This is a genomic window from Agromyces neolithicus (assembly GCF_039529735.1).
GTDB classification, from domain to species: domain Bacteria; phylum Actinomycetota; class Actinomycetes; order Actinomycetales; family Microbacteriaceae; genus Agromyces; species Agromyces neolithicus.
Window position 1 is genome coordinate 201,751 of record NZ_BAAANJ010000007.1, and the last position, 17,065, is coordinate 218,815.

Consider the following 17,065-nt stretch of genomic DNA (forward strand, 5'->3'; position numbering starts at 1 on the left):
ATGACGGCTCTGCCCGTCGACAATCGAACACCGGTCATCTGCACGTTCCGAGGTCGTAGGGGAAGACGCACCTCACAGAACGGAGATCGAGATGGCAGAGACGGTCGTGCGGGCCGCACGCGCCGCGCAGGGCGTGCTTTTCGTGCACTCCTCGCCGCGGGCGCTCTGTCCGCATGTCGAATGGGCGGCAGGAACGGCCCTCGGTACCGCGGTGAACTTCGAATGGCAGCAACAGCCGGTGCTGCGCGGCAGCATGCGCGCCGAGTTCACGTGGCAGGGCGAGGCAGGCAGCGGGGCGAAGCTCGCTTCGGCCTTGCGCGGGTGGGAGCAGCTTCGGTTCGAGGTGAGCGAAGACCCCTCGCCTGGTTCCGATGGCGCCCGCTGGATGCACACTCCCGATCTCGGCGTGTTCTTCGCGCAGACCGACGCGGCGGGCAACACCGTCATCCCCGAGGATCGCGTTCGCTATGCGATGGAGATCGGCGGCCACGATGCGCGCGAACTCCATCGCGAGTTGCGGCTCGCGCTCGGGCAGGCGTGGGACGACGAGCTCGAGCCGTTCCGGCACGCCAGTGATTTCGCCCCCGTCGTCTGGTTGCACCAGGTGGGGTGAGCGAGACACGGCTCGCCCTGCGGCGTGACGCGATCGTCGGTCGAAGCATCCCGGCGGCGCACGAGCGAAGCACGCGAGACGTGACGAGAAGACCCCGGCGCATTCGTGCGGCCGGGGTCTTCTCGTCGCAGTGCGCTCGCCGCGCAGCAGTGATCGTCGGCTACGCCGTGCGGAACGCGGCGACGGCGTTGTGGCCGCCGAAGCCGAACGAGTTGCTGATGGCCACGCCCTCACCGTCGAACGGGCGCGGCGAGGTGACCACGTCGAGCGAGATCTCGGGGTCTTGCTCGGTGAGGTTGATCGTCGGCGGCAGCGTGCGCTCGTGCAGGGCGAGCACCGTGAACAGCGCCTCGATCGCGCCGGCGCCACCGAGCAGGTGCCCGGTCGCGGCCTTCGTCGCCGAGACCGCGATGCCGTCGAGCGCGTCGCCGAAGACCCGCCGCAGCGCGTTGTACTCGGCGATGTCGCCGACCGGCGTGCTCGTCGCGTGCGCGTTGATGTGGTGCACATCGGCGAGGCTCGCGCCGGCACCCTCGATGGCGGCCTTCATCGCGCGGGCGGCCGCCGAGCCCTCGGGGTCGGGAGCGGTGATGTGGTATGCGTCGCTCGTGACCGCTCCGCCCAGCAGCTCGGCGTAGATGCGGGCGCCACGTGCCTTGGCGTGCTCTTCGGTCTCGACGACGAGGGCCGCGGCGCCCTCGCCGAGCACGAAGCCGTCACGCGAGACGTCGTAGGGTCGTGAGGCGGTCGCGGGGTCGTCGTTGCGCCGTGAAAGCGCCTGCATCGACGCGAACGCAGCGATCGGCAGCGGGTGGATGGCCGCTTCGGAACCGCCCGTGATGACGACGTCGGCGAGCCCCTGCTGCAGGTGATCGTAGGCATTGACGAGCGCCTCGGTGCTCGACGCGCAGGCCGACACGACGGTGCGAATGCCCGCGCGGGCGTGCAGGTCCATGCCGATGGCAGCACCAGGACCGTTGGGCATGAGCATCGGCACGGTCATGGGCAGCACGCGACGAGGGCCGCGCTCGCGCAGGGTGTCCCAGGCGTCGAGCAGGGTCCACACGCCGCCGATGCCGGTCGACCAGTCGACGGCGAGGCGCTCGGGAGCGACCTCGGGTGCGCCAGCGTCGGCCCAGGCCTCACGCCCGGCGATCAGCGCGAACTGGCTCGACGGGTCGAGCCGCTTGATTTCGTGACGCTCGAGCACGTCGGTTGTCGCGACCTTCGCGTTCGCGGCGAACGTGACCGGCAGGGCGAGCTCTTCGACCCACTCGTGCTCGAGCGTTCGCGCACCGGACTCGCCGGCGAGCAGCGCATTCCAGCTGTCACGGGCGGTGCCGCCGAGCGGTGAGGTCGCACCGATACCGGTGATGACAATCTTCTTGGTCATTCGAGAAACACTCCGTTGGGAGAAAACAGTCGAAACTGAATCGAGCGGACCCCGGCCACGCCGAGGCCCGCCCCACGCAGCGGCTAGGCCTGGGCCTTGACGATGAAGCTCACGGCGTCGCCGACGGTCTTGAGGTTCTTGACCTCTTCATCGGGGATCTTCACGTCGAACTTCTCTTCGGCGTTGACGACGATCGTCATCATCGAGATCGAGTCGATGTCGAGGTCGTCGGTGAACGACTTGTCCAGCTCAACCGTGTCGGTCGCAATGCCGGTCTCGTCGTTGATGAGCTCGGCCAGGCCGGCAAGCACTTCTTCGGTGGACAATGCCATTGTTCTTCTCCTTGAGGGTGTCTCGTTTGACCGAGAAACAGTCTAGATGTAGGTGGACAGGCGGTTCAGGGCAGAACCACCACTTGGGCGCCGAACACGAGCCCGGCGCCGAAGCCGATCTGCAGGGCGAGGCCCCCAGAGAGTTCAGGATGCTCCTCGAGCAGGCGGTGGGTCGCGAGGGGGATCGACGCCGCCGAGGTGTTGCCGGTCGTCGCGATGTCGCGCGCGATCACCACCGACTCGGGAAGCTTCAGCTGCTTCGCGAACTCGTCGATGATGCGCATGTTCGCCTGATGGGGGATGAAGGCGGCGAGGTCGGCGGGGGTCACGCCCGCGGCATCCAGCGCCTGCTTCGCGACCTTCGCCATGTCCCACACGGCCCACCGGAAGACCGTCTGGCCCTCTTGACGCAGCGTCGGCCACTCGGCCGAGCCGTTGCGGAACTCGGTCAGTGTGGCATTCATGCTGACGGCGTCGGCCTTGGAGCCGTCGGAGCCCCAGACGGTGGGGGCGATGCCGGGTGTCTCGCTCGGCCCGATCACGACGGCACCCGCGCCATCACCGAGCAGGAACGAGATGCTGCGGTCGGTCGGGTCGACGACGTCCGAGAGCTTCTCGGCGCCGATGACGAGCGCGTACGTGGCTGCACCCGCGCGGATGAGCGCATCGGCCTGCGCGACCGCGTAGGCGTAGCCGGCGCAGGCGGCGTTGGTGTCGTACGCGGCCGCCGGGTTGGCACCGACGCGGTCGGCGACGACCGCGGCCATCGACGGGGTCTGACGCACGTTCGAGATCGTCGCGATGATGACCAGATCGATCGCCTCGGGGTCGACGCCGGAACGTTCGATCGCCTCGCGTGCGGCATCGGTCGCGAGGTCGACCGCCGGTACGTCGGCTCCGGCACGTGCGCGGGTGATGATGCCGGTGCGCTGCTGGATCCACTCGTCCGAGGAATTGATGGGCCCGATGAGGTCGCTGTTCGGGACGGCGTTCTCGCCGCGGGCCGCGCCGAGCGAGTAGATGCGCGTGAACTCGGGCCCGCGCGACTGCTTCAGGATGGGTGTCGTCATACTCGGCTTTCTCATGGGGTGACCGCGGTCGCTCACGCGCTCTGCTCGATGAGCTCGATGGCTGCGGGGAGGTCGTCGGGGGTCTTCACGGCCACGGTGGGCACGCCCTTCAGCCCGCGCTTCGCGAGGCCGACGAGCGCGCCTGCCGGAGCGAGCTCGATGATGCCCGAAACCCCGGCCTCCTGGAAGGACGCCATGCAGAGATCCCACCGCACGGGCGACGAGACCTGGCCGACGAGCAGCTCGAGGAAGGCGCCCCCGGAGGTCACGGTGCTGCCGTCGCGGTTGGTCCAGAGCGGCAGCTGCGGGTCTGCGGGGGTGAGCGTGGCGGCCACGGCGGCGAGGCGCTCGACGGCGGGGCGCATGTAGCGCGTGTGGAATGCGCCGGCGACCTGCAGTGGGATGACCCGAGAGCCGGCCGGCGGCTCGGCCTTGAGCTGCTCGAGCACGTCGAGGGCGCCCGCGACGACGACCTGGCCGCCGCCGTTGAAGTTCGCGGGCTCGAGATCGAGCTCGGCCAGGCGTGCGAGCAGCAGTTGCTCATCGCCGCCGACGACCGCGCTCATTCCGGTGGCGACGATCGACGCGGCATCGGCCATCGCCCTGCCGCGCTCGGCGACGAACCGCATCGCGTCGGCCTCGGTGAGCACTCCGGCGCCCGATGCCGCGGTGATCTCGCCGACCGAGTGACCCGCGATGCCGCCGATGCTGGTCGCACGATCGCCGTCGAGCAGAGCGTTCAGCGTCAGCAGGCCCGCCGCCACGATCAGCGGTTGGGCGACCGAGGTGTCGCGAATCGTGTCGGCATCGCTCTCGGTGCCGTGGCGCACGAGGTCGAGGCCCGCCGCGTCGGACAGTGTGCCGAGGTGGTCGGCGAATGCGGGTTCGGTGAGCCAGGGGGAGAGGAAACCGGGGGTCTGCGAACCCTGCCCTGGGGCGACGACGACAATCACCAGACCAGTCTGCCAATCTCGGGCCCTCGACGAGTGTGCACACGCTACAAGCTCTTCGCGGAACCCTTGTGTCGACAATACAGAGCGTCGGCTGCCACAGGACTCAGCCGCCCCCGCGGCGCGGGGCGTGCTCGTGGTCGCTCATCGATCCGATGATGAGGGCGGACTGCAGGATGAGCGCCTCGCGCGCACCGGTCGCGTCCCACCCGATGACGTCGGAGACGCGTTTCAGGCGGTAGCGCACCGTGTTGGGGTGCACGAACAGCTCGCGGGCGGTCGCCTCGAGCGAGCGCCCGTTGTCGAGGTAGCTCCAGAGGGTGGTGAGCAGTTCGGTCGAGTGCGCCTGCAGGGGCCGGTAGATGCGGTGCACGAGCGTGGCACGTGCGAGGGGATCGCCCGCGAGCGCGCGCTCGGGCAGCAGGTCGTCGGCGTGCACCGGGCGCGGTGCGTGCCGCCACGAGCGGGCCACGGCGAAGCCCGCGAGTGCAGCCTTCGCGCTCTTCGACGCGTCGACGAGGTTCGGCACCGCATGGCCGAGCACGAGGTGCCCCGACCCGAAGTGTGGTTCGAGCTGCGTGGCGATCTCGAGGAAGGTGAGTGCCGGTGCGGTGCCGATGGCTTCGTCGCCCTCGCGCTCGTCGGGGTCTGCGCGGCCGATGACGAGCACCAGCCGGTTGCCCTGCACCCCGATCAGAACATCGGCGTGCATGTGACGTGCGGCGCGCCTGAGGTGGTCGACATCGAGTTGCTTCGGAGCCGTGCCGACCAGCACCGAGACCTCGCCGTGGCCGTGCCACCCGAGGGCGGCGATGCGACTGGGCAGCTCGTCGTCGGCCTCGCCCGAGAGGATCGAGTCGACCACGAGGGCCTCGAGTCGCGCGTCCCAGAGACCTCGGGCCTCGGCGGCGCGCGCATAGACGTCGGCAGCCGCGAACGCGATCTCGCGCGAGTAGAGCAGAATCGCCTCGCGCAGCGGCTCGCCGCCGTCTTTGACCCGGTCTTCGACGACCTCGACCGTCACCCTGATGAGCTGCAGCGTCTGCTGCAGGCTGACCGAGCGCAGCAGCTCGCGCGGAGCCGCGCCGAACACGTCGGCGGCGATCCACGGGGTCGATCGAGGGTCGTCGAACCACGAGATGAACGACGAGATGCCGGCCTGGGCGACGAGACCCACCGCCGAGCGACGGCTCGGGGGCATGTCGCCGTACCACGGCAGCGTGTCTTCGAGACGCTTGAGCGTGGCCGTCGACAGTTCACCCGCGATGGTGCGCAACCATGCGAGCGTCTGCGCCTTCGTTCTGGGCTTCGTCGCCACCTCGCCGCCCGCTAGCTCTCGCCGCCGGCCGATCCGGTGGTTCCGGCGTTCACATCGTGCAGGCGGTACTTCTCGATGGCCTGCCCAGGCAGCGACCGGTCGACCTCACCGCGCTCGGCGAGCAGCTCGAGCGTGCGAACCACGACCGAGGGCCCGTCGATCTTGAAGAAACGACGTGCCGCCGGACGCGTGTCGGAGAACCCGAAGTCGTCGGCGCCGAGCGTGGCGAACGGCGCGGGCACGTACGCGCGGATCTGGTCGGGCACGGCGTGCATGAAGTCGGAGACGGCGACGACCGGGCCCGCAGCGCCCGCCAGCTTCTGCGTCAGGTAGGGAACCTGGCGCTCGGCGTCGGGGTTCAGGAAGTTGTGCTCATCGGCAGCGAGGCCGTCGCGGCGCAGCTCGGACCAGCTCGTGACACTCCAGACATCGGCCGAGACGCCCCAGTCGTTCGCGAGCAGCTGCTGCGCCTCGATGATCCACGGCACTGCGACACCCGACGCGAGCAACTGGGCCTTCGGGCCGCCGCTCGTCGACTCACTGAGCCGGTGCAGGCCGCGAACGATGCCATCGACGTCGACCCCGTCGGGCTCGGCCGGGTGGATGATCGGCTCGTTGTACACCGTGAGGTAGTACATGACGTTCGGGTCGGCGTGCTGGCCGCCGTACATGCGCTCGAGGCCCGACCGCACGATGTGGCCGATCTCATACCCGTAGGCAGGGTCGTACGACACGACGGCCGGGTTGGTCGCCGCGAGCAGCAGTGAGTGGCCGTCGGCGTGCTGCAGCCCCTCGCCCGTCAGCGTCGTGCGACCGGCCGTTGCGCCGATGAGGAATCCGCGCGCCATCTGGTCGCCGGCCGCCCAGAGCGCGTCGCCCGTGCGCTGGAACCCGAACATCGAGTAGAAGACGTAGACGGGGATGAGTGGCTCGCCCTGCGTCGAATACGAGGTGCCGACGTTGGTGAAGGCCGCGAGCCCGCCGGCTTCGTTGATGCCGACGTGCAGGATCTGGCCCTGAGGGCTCTCCTTGTAGGCGAGCAGCAGCTCACGGTCGACCGAGGTGTAGTGCTGGCCGTTGGGGTTGTAGATCTTGGCCGTCGGGAAGAACGCGTCGATGCCGAACGTGCGCGCCTCGTCGGGAATGATCGGCACGATCCGATTTCCGAAGTCCTTCGAGCGCATCAGGTCTTTCAGCAGCCGCACGAACGCCATGGTCGTGGCGATCTCTTGCGTGCCCGACCCCTTCTTGGCGATCGCGTACGCGGAGTCGTCGGGCAGCGACACGGCGGTGTGCGTCGTGCGACGCTCGGGCAGGTAGCCGCCGAGCTCGCGACGACGTTCGTGCAGGTACTGGATCGCCTCGTCGTGATCGCCCGGGTGGTAGTAGGGAGGCAGGTAGGGGTTCTCTTCGAGCTGCGCGTCGGTGATGGGGATGCGCATCGTGTCGCGGAACGTCTTGAGGTTGTCGAGCGTCATCTTCTTCATCTGGTGGGTCGCGTTGCGACCCTCGAAGCTCGGACCGAGGCCGTAGCCCTTGATGGTCTTCGCGAGGATGACGGTGGGCTGGCCCTTGTGCTCGACGGCGGCCTTGAACGCCGCGTACACCTTGCGATAGTCGTGCCCACCGCGCTTGAGGCCCCACACCTCGTCGTCGGAGAGATGTGAGACGAGCTCGAGAGCGCGCGGGTCGCGACCGAAGAAGTTCTCGCGCACGTAGGCGCCGGACTCGGCCTTGTAGGTCTGGTAGTCGCCGTCGGGGGTGACGTTCATGAGGTTGCGCAGCGCGCCGTCGTTGTCGCGGGCCAGCAGGTCGTCCCACTCGCGACCCCAGACGACCTTGATGACGTTCCAGCCGGCACCGCGGAAGAAGCTCTCGAGCTCTTGGATGATCTTGCCGTTGCCGCGAACCGGGCCATCGAGTCGCTGCAGGTTGCAGTTGATGACGAACGTGAGGTTGTCGAGGCCCTCGTTGGCTGCGACCTGCAGTTGCCCGCGGCTCTCGACCTCGTCCATCTCGCCGTCGCCGAGGAACGCCCACACGTGCTGGTCGCTCGCGTCTTTGATGCCGCGATTGGTGAGGTACATGTTGGCCTGCGCCTGGTAGATCGCGTTGATCGGCCCGAGGCCCATCGAGACCGTCGGGAATTGCCAGAACTCGGGCATGAGTCGAGGGTGCGGGTACGACGAGAGCCCGTTGGGCGCGTGCGACTTCTCTTGGCGGAACCCGTCGAGCTGGTCGGTCGAGAGCCGGCCCTCGAGGAACGCTCGCGCGTAGGTGCCGGGCGACGCGTGGCCCTGGATGAAGATCTGGTCGCCGCCGCCGGGGTGGTCTTGACCGCGGAAGAAGTGGTTGAAGCCGACCTCGTAGAGTGCGGCGGATGACGCGTACGTCGAGATGTGGCCGCCGACGGCGATGCCCGGGCGCTGCGCCCGATGCACGAGCACCGCGGCGTTCCACCGGATCCACGCGCGGTAGCGCCGCTCGATCTCTTCATCGCCGGGGAACTCGGGCTCGTTCTCGGGAGCGATCGTGTTGAGGTAGTCGGTCGTCGGAACCATCGGCACACCGAGGTGCAGCTCTTTCGATCGCTTGAGCAGGCTCAGCATGATCTCGCGGGCGCGCTGGTGGCCCTTCTCGGCGACGAGCGCGTCGAGCGACTCGGACCACTCCGAGGTCTCTTCGGGATCAGCGTCAAGCGCCTCGACGGAGTAGGGATCCTGGTCGTTGACAGTCACACTCGACCTCTCTCTTGTGCAGGTCGTGCCTGCGTCGTGTGGGCGTGCGCGTACCGACGCGGACTGGGATGGCAGTCGCATGGCACCTCTCGACATCCTAGTGAGTCTCGTCGGGTGCCGTCGGCTAGGGTGAAGGTCGCCATCACGGAAGCGAGTCCTCTGCACATGATCCTCGAACCCGGAGCCGTCGCGCCCGACTTCGATCTCGTCAACCAGTTCGGCCAGCGGGTGCGACTCGCCGACTTCCGTGGAGTGAAGCCGGTCACCCTCGTGTTCTTCCCCCTGGCCTTCTCGGGGATCTGCCAGGGCGAGCTCTGCGAGCTTCGCGACAACTTCGCGATATTCGACGACGCGACCGTCGAACTGCTCGGCGTCTCAGTCGACTCCAAGCACACCCTGAGGGCATGGGCCGAGGCGCAGTCGTACGAGTTCCAGCTGCTCGCCGACTTCTGGCCGCACGGCGACCTCGCCTCCGCCTACGGCGCCTTCGACGAAGTTGCGGGCACTGCGCACCGCGCCACGTTCGTGATCGCAGCCGACGGCCTCATCGTCTCGAGCTTCGCGACGCCGAGAGGTGAAGCGCGCCCCCTCGAGCGATACCGCGACGCGCTCGCGATGCTCTGAGACCGGTTGGGCGCCCCGGCACCGCACCCGCGCTCGGATAGCATGGGCGTACACCGCATGTTCGCGGGCCTTTAGCTCAGTTGGTAGAGCGCCACGTTTACACCGTGGATGTCGTCGGTTCGAGCCCGGCAGGGCCCACCACCACCCCACGACGAGTCGATTCCCGGCGATAGGCTGGTCGGGTGTCGGCCACCCTCGCAGAGATCCTCACGACGATCGATCGGCTGTGGCCGTTCGCGGGCGCAGAATCGTGGGATGCCTCGGGGCTGGTCAGCGGAGATCCGGCCGCGCCCGTCCGGCGGGTGCGTTTCGCCGTCGATGCGGTCGCCGCGACGGTCGATGAGGCGATCGACGCCGGCACCGACCTGCTGATCACGCATCATCCATTGCTGCTGCGCGGGGTCACGAGCGTTGCCGAGGATCGCTATAAGGGTGCGCTGCTCGCCCGGCTGATCCGTGCCGACTGCGCCCTGATCAGCGCCCACACGAGCGCCGACGTCGTCGAGCACGGAACCTCTGCCGTGCTCGCGCGTGCGCTCGGCCTCACCGGCGTCACTCCGATCGTCCCCGCCGCGAATCCCGACCTCGGGCTGGGGCGGGTGGGCCGCCTGCCCGAGCCGACCACTCTCGGCCGCCTCGCGCGACGACTTGCCGAGATCCTGCCCGCCACGGCGACGGGCGTGCGCGTGTCGGGCGGATTCGACGACCCCGTCGCGACGATCGCCGTGTGCGGAGGAGCGGGCGACTCGCTGCTCGCCGACCCCGCCGTGCGCGGCGCCGACCTCTACATCACCGCCGACCTGCGGCACCACCCGGCCTCAGAGGCACGCGAGCAGGCGATACTCGGCAACGGCCCGGCCCTCATCGACGTGTCGCACTGGGCCAGCGAATGGCTCTGGCTCGCCGCCGGCGCCGACGAACTGCGCACCGCGCACCCCGACCTCGAGATCGAGGTGAGCGACCTGCGCACCGACCCGTGGGACTTCCAGGTCGTGCAATGATGTCGAGTCAACACCCGATCCCCGCGAGGAGCACCACGTGAAGGCCAGCCCAGCCGACCAAGAGCAACTGCTGCGACTCCAGTCGCTCGACACCCGGCTGGCACAGCTCGCTCACCGGCTCGGCTCGCTGCCCCAGGCTGCCCCGCTCGCCGACCTCGCCGCCCGAGACACGTCGGTGCGCGGCACGCGCGCCGAGGCGTTCGGTCGACTCGAAGACGCAAAGGCTGAGCTCGCACGCCTCGAGTCCGATGTCGCGGTCGTCGAGGCGCGCATCGCGCGCGACACCGATCGCCTGCAGCACACGTCGTCGGTGAAAGACGTGGCCGCGCTCGAATCAGAACTCGCCTCGCTCGCGAAGCGCCGATCCGACCTCGAAGACCAGGAGCTGGTCGTCATGGAACGGGTCGAAGAGACCGAGGTCGCGGTCGACAGCATCGACCTGCAGCGCGCGGCCATCGTCGCCGAGGTCGCGAGCCTCGAGGCCGAGCGTGATGAGGCCGCGGGCGGCCTCACTGTCGAGCGCGACCAGACCGAACGCGACCGCGCGGTCGTCGCCGGAGGCGTGCCGGCCGAGCTCCTCGCGTTCTACGAGCAGCGCCGCACGCGCGGCGGTGGCGTCGGGGCGGCCCTGCTGCGCCAGCGCACCTGCGGGGGCTGCACGATCACGCTCACCGGATCCGATCTCGAGGCCGTGCGCCGCTCGGCGCCCGACGATGTCGTGCAGTGCCCCGAGTGCGACCGCATCTTGGTGCGCACCGACGAATCGGGCCTCTGATTCGACGCTGAGGGCACAGCCCGGGTCAGTCCGGACTCTGGAACTGCGCCTCGTATCGGGCGCGGACTCCGCGATCGACCGCGCGCACCTGGTCGGGCACGAGCCTACGCAGGAGCGCGTCGCGCAGCCGCGCAGGCAGAATGTCGATCCACCGGCTGAGCCTGCCGATATAGCCCGGAACGGTCACCTCGAACCGTGGGTGCGCGATCGTGCGAAGCACGGCTCGGGCGACGTCGTCGGGCTGCAGCAGCCGGGCAGCGCCGGTGGACGTACCCGCCGCGAGGGCGGTCTCGACGACTGATGGCATGATGACCGAGAGTTCGACACCGGAGCCTCGCACCTCGGCTCGAATCGCCTTGAGGTAGCCGAGAACGCCGTGCTTGCTGGCCGCGTAGGTGGCCTCACCCGGCGTCGGCAAGAGCGATGCAGCGGAGGCGATCGTGATGATGTGCCCAGATCCGCGGGACGCCATCGACGGCAGGGCGGCCTTCACCGTGTGGATGACGCCCAACAGGTTGACCTCGATCTGCTGCCGGGCGGCTGCCTCGGGTTCGGCTTCGAATGACCCCACCCACATCACGCCGGCGCTGTTGACGAGCACATCGAGGTGACCCCAGGCGTGCTCGATCGCCGCCTGGAACGCATTGAACGCGGCCGGGTCGGTGACGTCGAGGTCCAGACCGATCAGGGTGCCGTCGAGTTCTTCTGCAGTGCGCCGAGCGGCAGCGCCGTCGCGGTCGCCGATCGCCACGTGCGCCCCGGCCAACGCGAGGTGACGCGCGGTCTCTCTGCCGATGCCGTTCGCACCGCCGATGACGGCGACGATTCGGCCGCGCAGCGTCGTGATGCCGTTCATGAGTTCGTCGACGCGGTCAGGGGTGCGCCCTGGTCGGTGCGAGGCGCGTGCCGCACGGCGCGTGCGCGACCGCGTTTGCGTTCCCGCGTGAGATCCCACAGGAAGCGATCGAAGTCGACCTCCATCGTATGCCTTGGCGATGAGTAGAACCTCCGCTTCGCGCGTTCGTGCTCGCGCGTCATCATCGCACGGACCTCCGCGTCAGAGGGAGCCGCGTACGTTCCGGTCAGCAGTTCGGCGACCCATGCGCTCTGGGCCTCGGCGAGCGGCATGACAGCGCCGATCGGCTGCAGCAGGCCGATGAAGTACAGACCGGGCAGATCGGGGTGCATCGTGCGTTTCCACAGCGGCAACTCGTTTCCGGAGGCCTCGACGAGTGCAGGGTCGAGGAACGGGAATGTCACGCGGTAACCCGTCGCCCACACGATGAGGTCTGCCGCGACCCGCGTGCCGTCGGTGAACACCACGTTGTCGCCGTCGACACGGTCGATGCCGGGTCGGACGGTCACGCGCCCGGCGGCGATGCGTTCACGGATCCGATCGGACTGCACGGGGTGCGACTGGCCCGGCGTGTGCGGTGGCTTCGGCAGCCCGTACCGGGCGAGCCCGCCGGAGGTGAGTGCGCCGACGCGCAGCCGCAGCGCGGTCGCCCACCACGGCACCCACCCCGGGAGCGCGATCTGGTCTGCCGGCCGGCCGAGGAGCCACTTGCGCATCACCCATTGTCCGCGGCGGATCGAGAGGTTCACGTCGCCGGCGCACCGCGACGCTTCCACGGCGATGTCCATGGCGGAGTTGCCGGCCCCGACGACCACCACGTTGCGTCCCTCGAGTTGCTCTGCGGAGCGGTAGTCGTGTGCGTGGATCTGTTCGCCGTCGAAGAGGCCGGGATAGGCCGGCTCGGGCCAGCGGGGGTTCCAGTGGTGGCCGTTGGCGACGAGCACGGCGTCGTACTCGCGCACGCGGTCGCCGCCCGGCCCCTGGGTGCGCACGATCCAACCGCCCCGGGCTTCGCGCGTGACCTCGGTCACTTTCGTGTCGAAGGTGATCTTGGGGCGGAAACCGAAATGGTCGACGTACCGCTCGAAGTACGCGTGGACCTGGTCGTGCCGGGCGTACGCAGGGTAGTCGTCGGGCATCGGGAAGTCCGAGAAGGCCATCCGGGGGCACGACGTGTTGATCTCGAGCGTTTCGTAGCATGCGGATTGGCCGTTGGGATTGTCGAGGAGCCAGTTGCCGCCGATCGCGCTTCCCTGCTCGAAGCAGTCGAAAGGCACGCCGGCCATGTGAAGTGCCTTGGCCGCGGCGATGCCGCTCGACCCCGCTCCGATGATGCACGCACGGGGATGCGAGTGGTCGACGGGAATCGGAGCCGACGCCGCCGCGGCGCGGTGCTTCGCCTTCACCAGGTAGGGCATGCTGCGATTATCGCAGTGAAAACGGCCGTTTTCAATGCCATCATGGAGATCATGACGGATGTCGATGCGGGGAGCGGGCTGTGGCATGGCACGGCGCTCAGCACGCGTGACGAAGCTCGTCGTCGCAGACTGCTCGACGCCGCGCTCGAGCTGTACGGAACGATCGGGTACCGATCGACCACGGTGCAGGCGGTCTGCAAGCGGGCCACGGTCTCGACACGATCCTTCTACGAGCTGTACTCCGAGCAGGAGGAACTCCTGGCCGAGCTCTACGGTGAGCTGAACGCCGAGGTGCTGGCGGGCTTCTCCGACGTCCGCGTGGATCCGACGACCGGCCTGATCGACTCCGTGCGGCACATCGTCGCGGCATCCCTTGGGCCGATGTTGCGCGACGAGCGCAAGGCGCGCGTTCTCGAGGTCGAATCGGTGGGGATCTCCGAGTCGTTCGAGCTGCGACGCCGCGGCGCCTACCGCACGTTCGCGTCCGCCATCGATGCCGCCTTCGGCGCGTTCGCCGGTCCCGGGCTGATTCGTGCGGCGCCCGACGACCTGTCGAGCCTGATCCTCGTGGGAGGCATCACCGAGGTGTTGATGCAGCGAGTGCAGACCGAGCCGTCGCGCCGGGAGGCGAGCGAGGCGTTCATCGACGCGATCACCAGTGTGATCCTGCGCGTGATGGGCGAGACGGACTGACGCCGCGGCCGGTTAGGCTGTTGGTGCGAGCGGGTCGGCAAGACGGTCGCGTCGCACGGTTTCGGTCGTGCGCCGAGGAACGTCCGGGCTCCGCAGGGCAGGGCGGTGGGTAACACCCACCCGGGGCAACCCGCGAGACAGTGCCACAGAAAACAGACCGCCTCCGGCGCAAGCCGGCGGTAAGGGTGAAACGGTGGGGTAAGAGCCCACCAGCGGCCGCGGTGACGCGGTCGGCTCGGTAAACCTCGTCCGGAGCAAGGCCAGACAGGGAACGATGGGGCTGCCCGTCCCGTTCCCGGGTAGGCCGCTGGAGGGTCACGGCAACGTGACCCCGAGAGAGATGGCCGTCGAACCGGGGCCGCGCAAGCGCCCGGGGAACAGAACCCGGCGTATCAGCCGGCCCGCTCGCATCACCTCCCGAGAGAGGGACGCGCCCGCTCAACCGGTGGCGAGCGACGCCGCACCCAGGATCCCGGCGTTGTTGCGATGCACCGCCGGCACGATCGGGGTCTTCAGATCGAGCAGCGGCAAGAAGTGCTCGTGGTGCTTCGAGACGCCGCCCCCGACCACGAAGAGGTCGGGCGAGAAGAGGAACTCCACCGTCGCGTAGTAGCGCTGCAACCGCTTCGCCCACTCGCCCCAATCGAGGTCGTCGCGTTCCATCGCCGAGTACGCCGCGCGACTCTCGGCGTCGTGACCGTCGACCTGCAGGTGCCCGAGCTCGGTGTTCGGCACCAGCACCCCGTCGTAGAGGAACGCCGACCCGATGCCGGTGCCGAGCGTCGTGAGGATCACGAGTCCCTGGGCATCGACGGCGGCGCCGTAGCGTGACTCGGCGTAGCCCGCGGCATCGGCATCGTTGATGAAGTGGATCTCGCGGCCGAGCTCCTGTTCGAACAGCTCTTCGGCGGGCAGGCCGATCCACTCCTCCGAGATGTTCGCGGCCGAGAGCGTGCGACCGTGTTTGACGACGGCCGGGAAGCAGAGCCCGAGCGGAATCTTCGTGCCGCCACGTTCGTCGAGCTGGTCGAGCAGGTCGCGGGTGGCGTCGAGGATGTCGGCGGGCCGGCCGCCCTTGGGCGTGCGCACCTTGATGCGGTCGGAGGCGAGTGCACCGGTCGCGAGATCGACGATCGCCCCCTTGATTCCGGTGCCGCCGATATCGATGCCGATCGCGTGCTGAGTCGCCATGGCGCCAGACTATCGCGCGACCCTCGCGGGCCGTCGCTCGTGGGCCCGGCGGGCGGCGCAGGTCAGGGCAGCGTCAGGATCTCGGCACCCCTATCGGTGACGACGAGCGTGTGCTCGAACTGCGCCGTGAGCGACCGGTCGCGAGTGACGACCGTCCAGTCGTCGGTCCAGACGTCCCATTCGATCGAGCCGATGGTCAGCATCGGCTCGATCGTGAACACCATGCCGGGCTCCATGACCGTGTCGAACTCGGGTGAGTCGTAGTGGGGGATGATGAGCCCCGAATGGAAGGCGCGACCGACGCCGTGCCCCGTGTAGTCGCGCACGACGCCGTAGCCGAACCGCTTGGCGTAGGCCTCGATGGCGCGTCCGATGACGTTGACCTGTCGGCCGGGTGCGACGGCGCGGATGCCTCGCGCAAGCGCCTCGCGTGTGCGCTCGACCAGCAGGGTCGCCTCGTCGCTCGCCTCGCCGACGAGGAATGTGTGGTTGAGGTCGCCGTGGAATCCGTCGAGGAACGCGGTGACGTCGATGTTCACGAGGTCGCCGTCGGTGAGCACGGTGTCGTCGGGGATGCCGTGGCAGATGACCTCGTTGACCGAGGTGCAGCTCGACTTCGGATACCCGCGGTAGCCGAGCGTCGACGGGTAGGCGCCATGCGCCACGACGTACTCGTGGGCGATGCGGTCGAGCTCGTCGGTGGTGACGCCGGGGCGGATCGCGGCGGCGGCGGCCGCGATCGCGCCGGCGGCGACGCGCCCGGCGGCGCGGATGCGCTCGACCTCGTCGGGCGTGTACCAGTCGCCGCCCGTGTGCGGCGACGGCCCCAGCTTGCCGACGTACTCGGGTCGGTCGATCGCGATGGGAACCGAACGGGTCGGCGAGAGTCGTCCGGGGACCAGGTGGCCGGCGGAATCCTTGGGCATAGGATCAGCCTATGGCCGAGGACATCGAGCACATGTACTGGTACAACATGAAGACCGGTGAGGTCGAGCAGGGCTTCGCCTCGCCGTCGGTCGACCGGGTCGGTCCATTCGAGACCCGGGTCGAGGCCGAGCACGCCCTCGAGAAGCTCCGGGCGAACAGCGCGAAGTGGGCCGAAGAGGACGCCGCCGAGAACTGAGCTCTACTCGTAGCTGTGCTCGGAGTTCGGGTAGCTGCCCGCCTCGACGTCGGCGCGCCATTCCTTGGCGGCGTCGCTGAGGATTCCGGCCAGGTTCGCGTACTGCTTGACGAACTTGGGTACGCGGCCGGTCGTGAGCCCTGCCCAGTCGGTCCACACGAGCAGTTGCCCATCGGTGTGGGGGCCGGCGCCGACGCTGATCGTCGGGATGTCGAGCAACTCGGTGACCTGTCGGGCCGCATCGGCGGGCACCATCTCGAGCACGACGGCGAACGCGCCGGCGTCTTGCACAGCCTTGGCATCGGCGAGCAACTGCTGCACGCCTTCACCACGGCCCTGGATCACGTGACCACCGAGCCCGTGCTCGCTCTGCGGGGTGTAGCCGATGTGCGCCATCACCGGGATGCCGGCGCCCACGATGCGGCGGATCTGCTTGAACGAGCGTTCGCCGCCCTCGAGCTTGACGGCGTGCGCACCGGTCTCTTTCATGAACCGCACGGCGGTGTGCAGCGCGTCTTCGGGCCCGTTCTCGTAGGAACCGAACGGCATGTCGGCGATGACGAATGCCCGGGTGACCGCGCCTGCCACGGCGCGGGTGAGCGGGATGAGCTCGTCGACGGTCACGGCGAGCGTCGTCTCGTAGCCGAGCACGTTGTTGCCCGCCGAATCGCCGACGAGCAGGAAGTCGATGCCCGCGTCGTCGAAGATGCGCGCCGTCAGCTGGTCGTAGCTCGTGAGTCCGGTGATCTTGATGCCGTCGCGCTTCGCGTTCTGGAAGTGCCGGGTGCGCACGCGCTTCGGGCCGCTCGGCACGGAAGCACCGCCGTAGGGGTTCTGCTCGACTGCGGAAGAGCTGTCTGATGCTGAGGTCTGGGGCTCGCCTGACATGGGGCAATCCTTGCATACGGGGCATCCGCGCTCGGCACTGCAGACCTGCCCGAGCCAGTACGCTGAGAACTGCGAGAGAGGG

Annotated in this window: 17 protein-coding genes, 1 tRNA gene and 1 other RNA gene; 8 read left to right on the plus strand and 11 right to left on the minus strand. The window is 68.8% G+C overall.

The genetic code is table 11. The features are described 5' to 3' along the window. Positions 1–91 precede the first annotated feature (91 nt). Entirely contained in the window at positions 92–613 is a 522-nt protein-coding gene (locus ABD164_RS11265; protein WP_344296180.1) for a DUF3145 domain-containing protein, read from the plus strand. Between the two features lie 160 nt (positions 614–773). Here the strand turns inward: ABD164_RS11265 and ABD164_RS11270 are convergent, their stop codons facing one another. The 6 genes from ABD164_RS11270 to aceE form a co-directional block, all read right to left on the minus strand. Next, positions 774–2,006: a beta-ketoacyl-[acyl-carrier-protein] synthase family protein gene (locus ABD164_RS11270; protein ID WP_344296182.1), complete on the minus strand. Its 1,233-nt coding sequence runs from the start codon at positions 2,004–2,006 to the stop codon at positions 774–776. Positions 2,007–2,089: 83 nt separating this feature from the next. Continuing rightward, positions 2,090–2,338 (minus strand): acyl carrier protein, encoded by a 249-nt coding sequence (locus ABD164_RS11275; protein WP_026378239.1) that lies wholly within the window; start codon positions 2,336–2,338, stop codon positions 2,090–2,092. A 65-nt stretch (positions 2,339–2,403) separates the two neighbouring features. After that, entirely contained in the window at positions 2,404–3,408 is a 1,005-nt protein-coding gene (locus ABD164_RS11280) for a beta-ketoacyl-ACP synthase III (RefSeq protein ID WP_344296183.1), read from the minus strand. Between the two features lie 32 nt (positions 3,409–3,440). Beyond that, positions 3,441–4,361, minus strand: coding sequence for an ACP S-malonyltransferase (locus ABD164_RS11285; RefSeq protein WP_344296185.1), 921 nt, complete (start codon positions 4,359–4,361; stop codon positions 3,441–3,443). 103 nt (positions 4,362–4,464) lie between these two features. After that, positions 4,465–5,676 carry a PucR family transcriptional regulator gene (locus ABD164_RS11290; protein ID WP_344296186.1) on the minus strand — a complete coding sequence of 404 codons (1,212 nt, stop codon included), beginning with the start codon at positions 5,674–5,676 and terminating at the stop codon, positions 4,465–4,467. Between the two features lie 11 nt (positions 5,677–5,687). Next, positions 5,688–8,414 carry a pyruvate dehydrogenase (acetyl-transferring), homodimeric type gene (gene aceE, locus ABD164_RS11295; RefSeq protein WP_344296188.1) on the minus strand — a complete coding sequence of 909 codons (2,727 nt, stop codon included), beginning with the start codon at positions 8,412–8,414 and terminating at the stop codon, positions 5,688–5,690. A 165-nt stretch (positions 8,415–8,579) separates the two neighbouring features. On the opposite strand from aceE, the gene ABD164_RS11300 reads away from it, so the two are divergent. The 4 genes from ABD164_RS11300 to ABD164_RS11315 all read left to right on the plus strand — a co-directional run bounded on the left by ABD164_RS11300 (position 8,580) and on the right by ABD164_RS11315 (position 10,814). Continuing rightward, a complete protein-coding gene (locus tag ABD164_RS11300) occupies positions 8,580–9,038 on the plus strand; it encodes a peroxiredoxin (protein WP_344296189.1) in 459 nt (152 codons plus the stop codon). A 65-nt stretch (positions 9,039–9,103) separates the two neighbouring features. After that, positions 9,104–9,179, plus strand: a tRNA-Val gene (locus ABD164_RS11305). A gap of 41 nt (positions 9,180–9,220) precedes the next feature. Further along, positions 9,221–10,039, plus strand: a complete 819-nt coding sequence (locus ABD164_RS11310; protein ID WP_344296191.1) for a Nif3-like dinuclear metal center hexameric protein — start codon at positions 9,221–9,223, stop codon at positions 10,037–10,039. A 37-nt stretch (positions 10,040–10,076) separates the two neighbouring features. Further along, the gene (locus ABD164_RS11315; RefSeq protein ID WP_344296193.1) at positions 10,077–10,814 is read left to right on the plus strand and encodes a zinc ribbon domain-containing protein; all 738 of its coding nucleotides are present in this window, start codon (positions 10,077–10,079) and stop codon (positions 10,812–10,814) included. 25 nt (positions 10,815–10,839) lie between these two features. Here the strand turns inward: ABD164_RS11315 and ABD164_RS11320 are convergent, their stop codons facing one another. Both ABD164_RS11320 and ABD164_RS11325 read right to left on the minus strand, forming a co-directional pair. Next, entirely contained in the window at positions 10,840–11,670 is an 831-nt protein-coding gene (locus tag ABD164_RS11320; RefSeq protein WP_344296194.1) for an SDR family oxidoreductase, read from the minus strand. Continuing rightward, the gene (locus tag ABD164_RS11325; protein WP_344296196.1) at positions 11,667–13,088 is read right to left on the minus strand and encodes a flavin-containing monooxygenase; all 1,422 of its coding nucleotides are present in this window, start codon (positions 13,086–13,088) and stop codon (positions 11,667–11,669) included. Before ABD164_RS11325 ends, ABD164_RS11320 begins: the two co-directional genes overlap by 4 nt. Positions 13,089–13,130: 42 nt before the next feature. Here ABD164_RS11325 and ABD164_RS11330 point away from each other — a divergent pair, with 42 nt between their 5' ends. Both ABD164_RS11330 and rnpB read left to right on the plus strand, forming a co-directional pair. Further along, positions 13,131–13,781 carry a TetR/AcrR family transcriptional regulator gene (locus ABD164_RS11330; RefSeq protein ID WP_344296198.1) on the plus strand — a complete coding sequence of 217 codons (651 nt, stop codon included), beginning with the start codon at positions 13,131–13,133 and terminating at the stop codon, positions 13,779–13,781. Between the two features lie 30 nt (positions 13,782–13,811). Beyond that, positions 13,812–14,189: RNase P RNA component class A (rnpB, locus tag ABD164_RS11335), an RNA gene on the plus strand. A 30-nt stretch (positions 14,190–14,219) separates the two neighbouring features. Here rnpB and ppgK read toward each other — a convergent pair. Beyond that, complete coding sequence (gene ppgK / locus ABD164_RS11340; protein WP_344296199.1) at positions 14,220–14,972, minus strand: polyphosphate--glucose phosphotransferase; 753 nt, start codon at positions 14,970–14,972, stop codon at positions 14,220–14,222. 62 nt (positions 14,973–15,034) lie between these two features. Next, positions 15,035–15,898 carry a type I methionyl aminopeptidase gene (gene map / locus ABD164_RS11345; protein ID WP_344296200.1) on the minus strand — a complete coding sequence of 288 codons (864 nt, stop codon included), beginning with the start codon at positions 15,896–15,898 and terminating at the stop codon, positions 15,035–15,037. Positions 15,899–15,909: 11 nt separating this feature from the next. On the opposite strand from map, the gene ABD164_RS11350 reads away from it, so the two are divergent. Beyond that, positions 15,910–16,095 carry an SPOR domain-containing protein gene (locus tag ABD164_RS11350; protein ID WP_344296202.1) on the plus strand — a complete coding sequence of 62 codons (186 nt, stop codon included), beginning with the start codon at positions 15,910–15,912 and terminating at the stop codon, positions 16,093–16,095. A gap of 3 nt (positions 16,096–16,098) precedes the next feature. On the opposite strand, the gene panB is transcribed toward ABD164_RS11350, so the two are convergent. Next, entirely contained in the window at positions 16,099–16,983 is an 885-nt protein-coding gene (gene panB / locus ABD164_RS11355) for a 3-methyl-2-oxobutanoate hydroxymethyltransferase (RefSeq protein WP_344296204.1), read from the minus strand. Positions 16,984–17,065: the final 82 nt, after the last annotated feature.

Bases quoted from the DNA above. Each gene is read 5' to 3' on its own strand.
- ABD164_RS11270 (WP_344296182.1), bottom strand. From the start codon at position 2,006: ATGACCAAGAAGATTGTCATCACCGGTATCGGTGCGACCTCACCGCTC.
- ABD164_RS11300 (WP_344296189.1), top strand. From the start codon at position 8,580: ATGATCCTCGAACCCGGAGCCGTCGCGCCCGACTTCGATCTCGTCAAC.
- map (WP_344296200.1), bottom strand. From the start codon at position 15,898: ATGCCCAAGGATTCCGCCGGCCACCTGGTCCCCGGACGACTCTCGCCG.
- ABD164_RS11320 (WP_344296194.1), bottom strand. From the start codon at position 11,670: ATGAACGGCATCACGACGCTGCGCGGCCGAATCGTCGCCGTCATCGGC.
- ABD164_RS11325 (WP_344296196.1), bottom strand. From the start codon at position 13,088: ATGCCCTACCTGGTGAAGGCGAAGCACCGCGCCGCGGCGGCGTCGGCT.
- ABD164_RS11350 (WP_344296202.1), top strand. From the start codon at position 15,910: ATGGCCGAGGACATCGAGCACATGTACTGGTACAACATGAAGACCGGT.
- ABD164_RS11275 (WP_026378239.1), bottom strand. From the start codon at position 2,338: ATGGCATTGTCCACCGAAGAAGTGCTTGCCGGCCTGGCCGAGCTCATC.
- panB (WP_344296204.1), bottom strand. From the start codon at position 16,983: ATGTCAGGCGAGCCCCAGACCTCAGCATCAGACAGCTCTTCCGCAGTC.
- ppgK (WP_344296199.1), bottom strand. From the start codon at position 14,972: ATGGCGACTCAGCACGCGATCGGCATCGATATCGGCGGCACCGGAATC.
- ABD164_RS11280 (WP_344296183.1), bottom strand. From the start codon at position 3,408: ATGACGACACCCATCCTGAAGCAGTCGCGCGGGCCCGAGTTCACGCGC.
- ABD164_RS11265 (WP_344296180.1), top strand. From the start codon at position 92: ATGGCAGAGACGGTCGTGCGGGCCGCACGCGCCGCGCAGGGCGTGCTT.
- ABD164_RS11330 (WP_344296198.1), top strand. From the start codon at position 13,131: ATGGAGATCATGACGGATGTCGATGCGGGGAGCGGGCTGTGGCATGGC.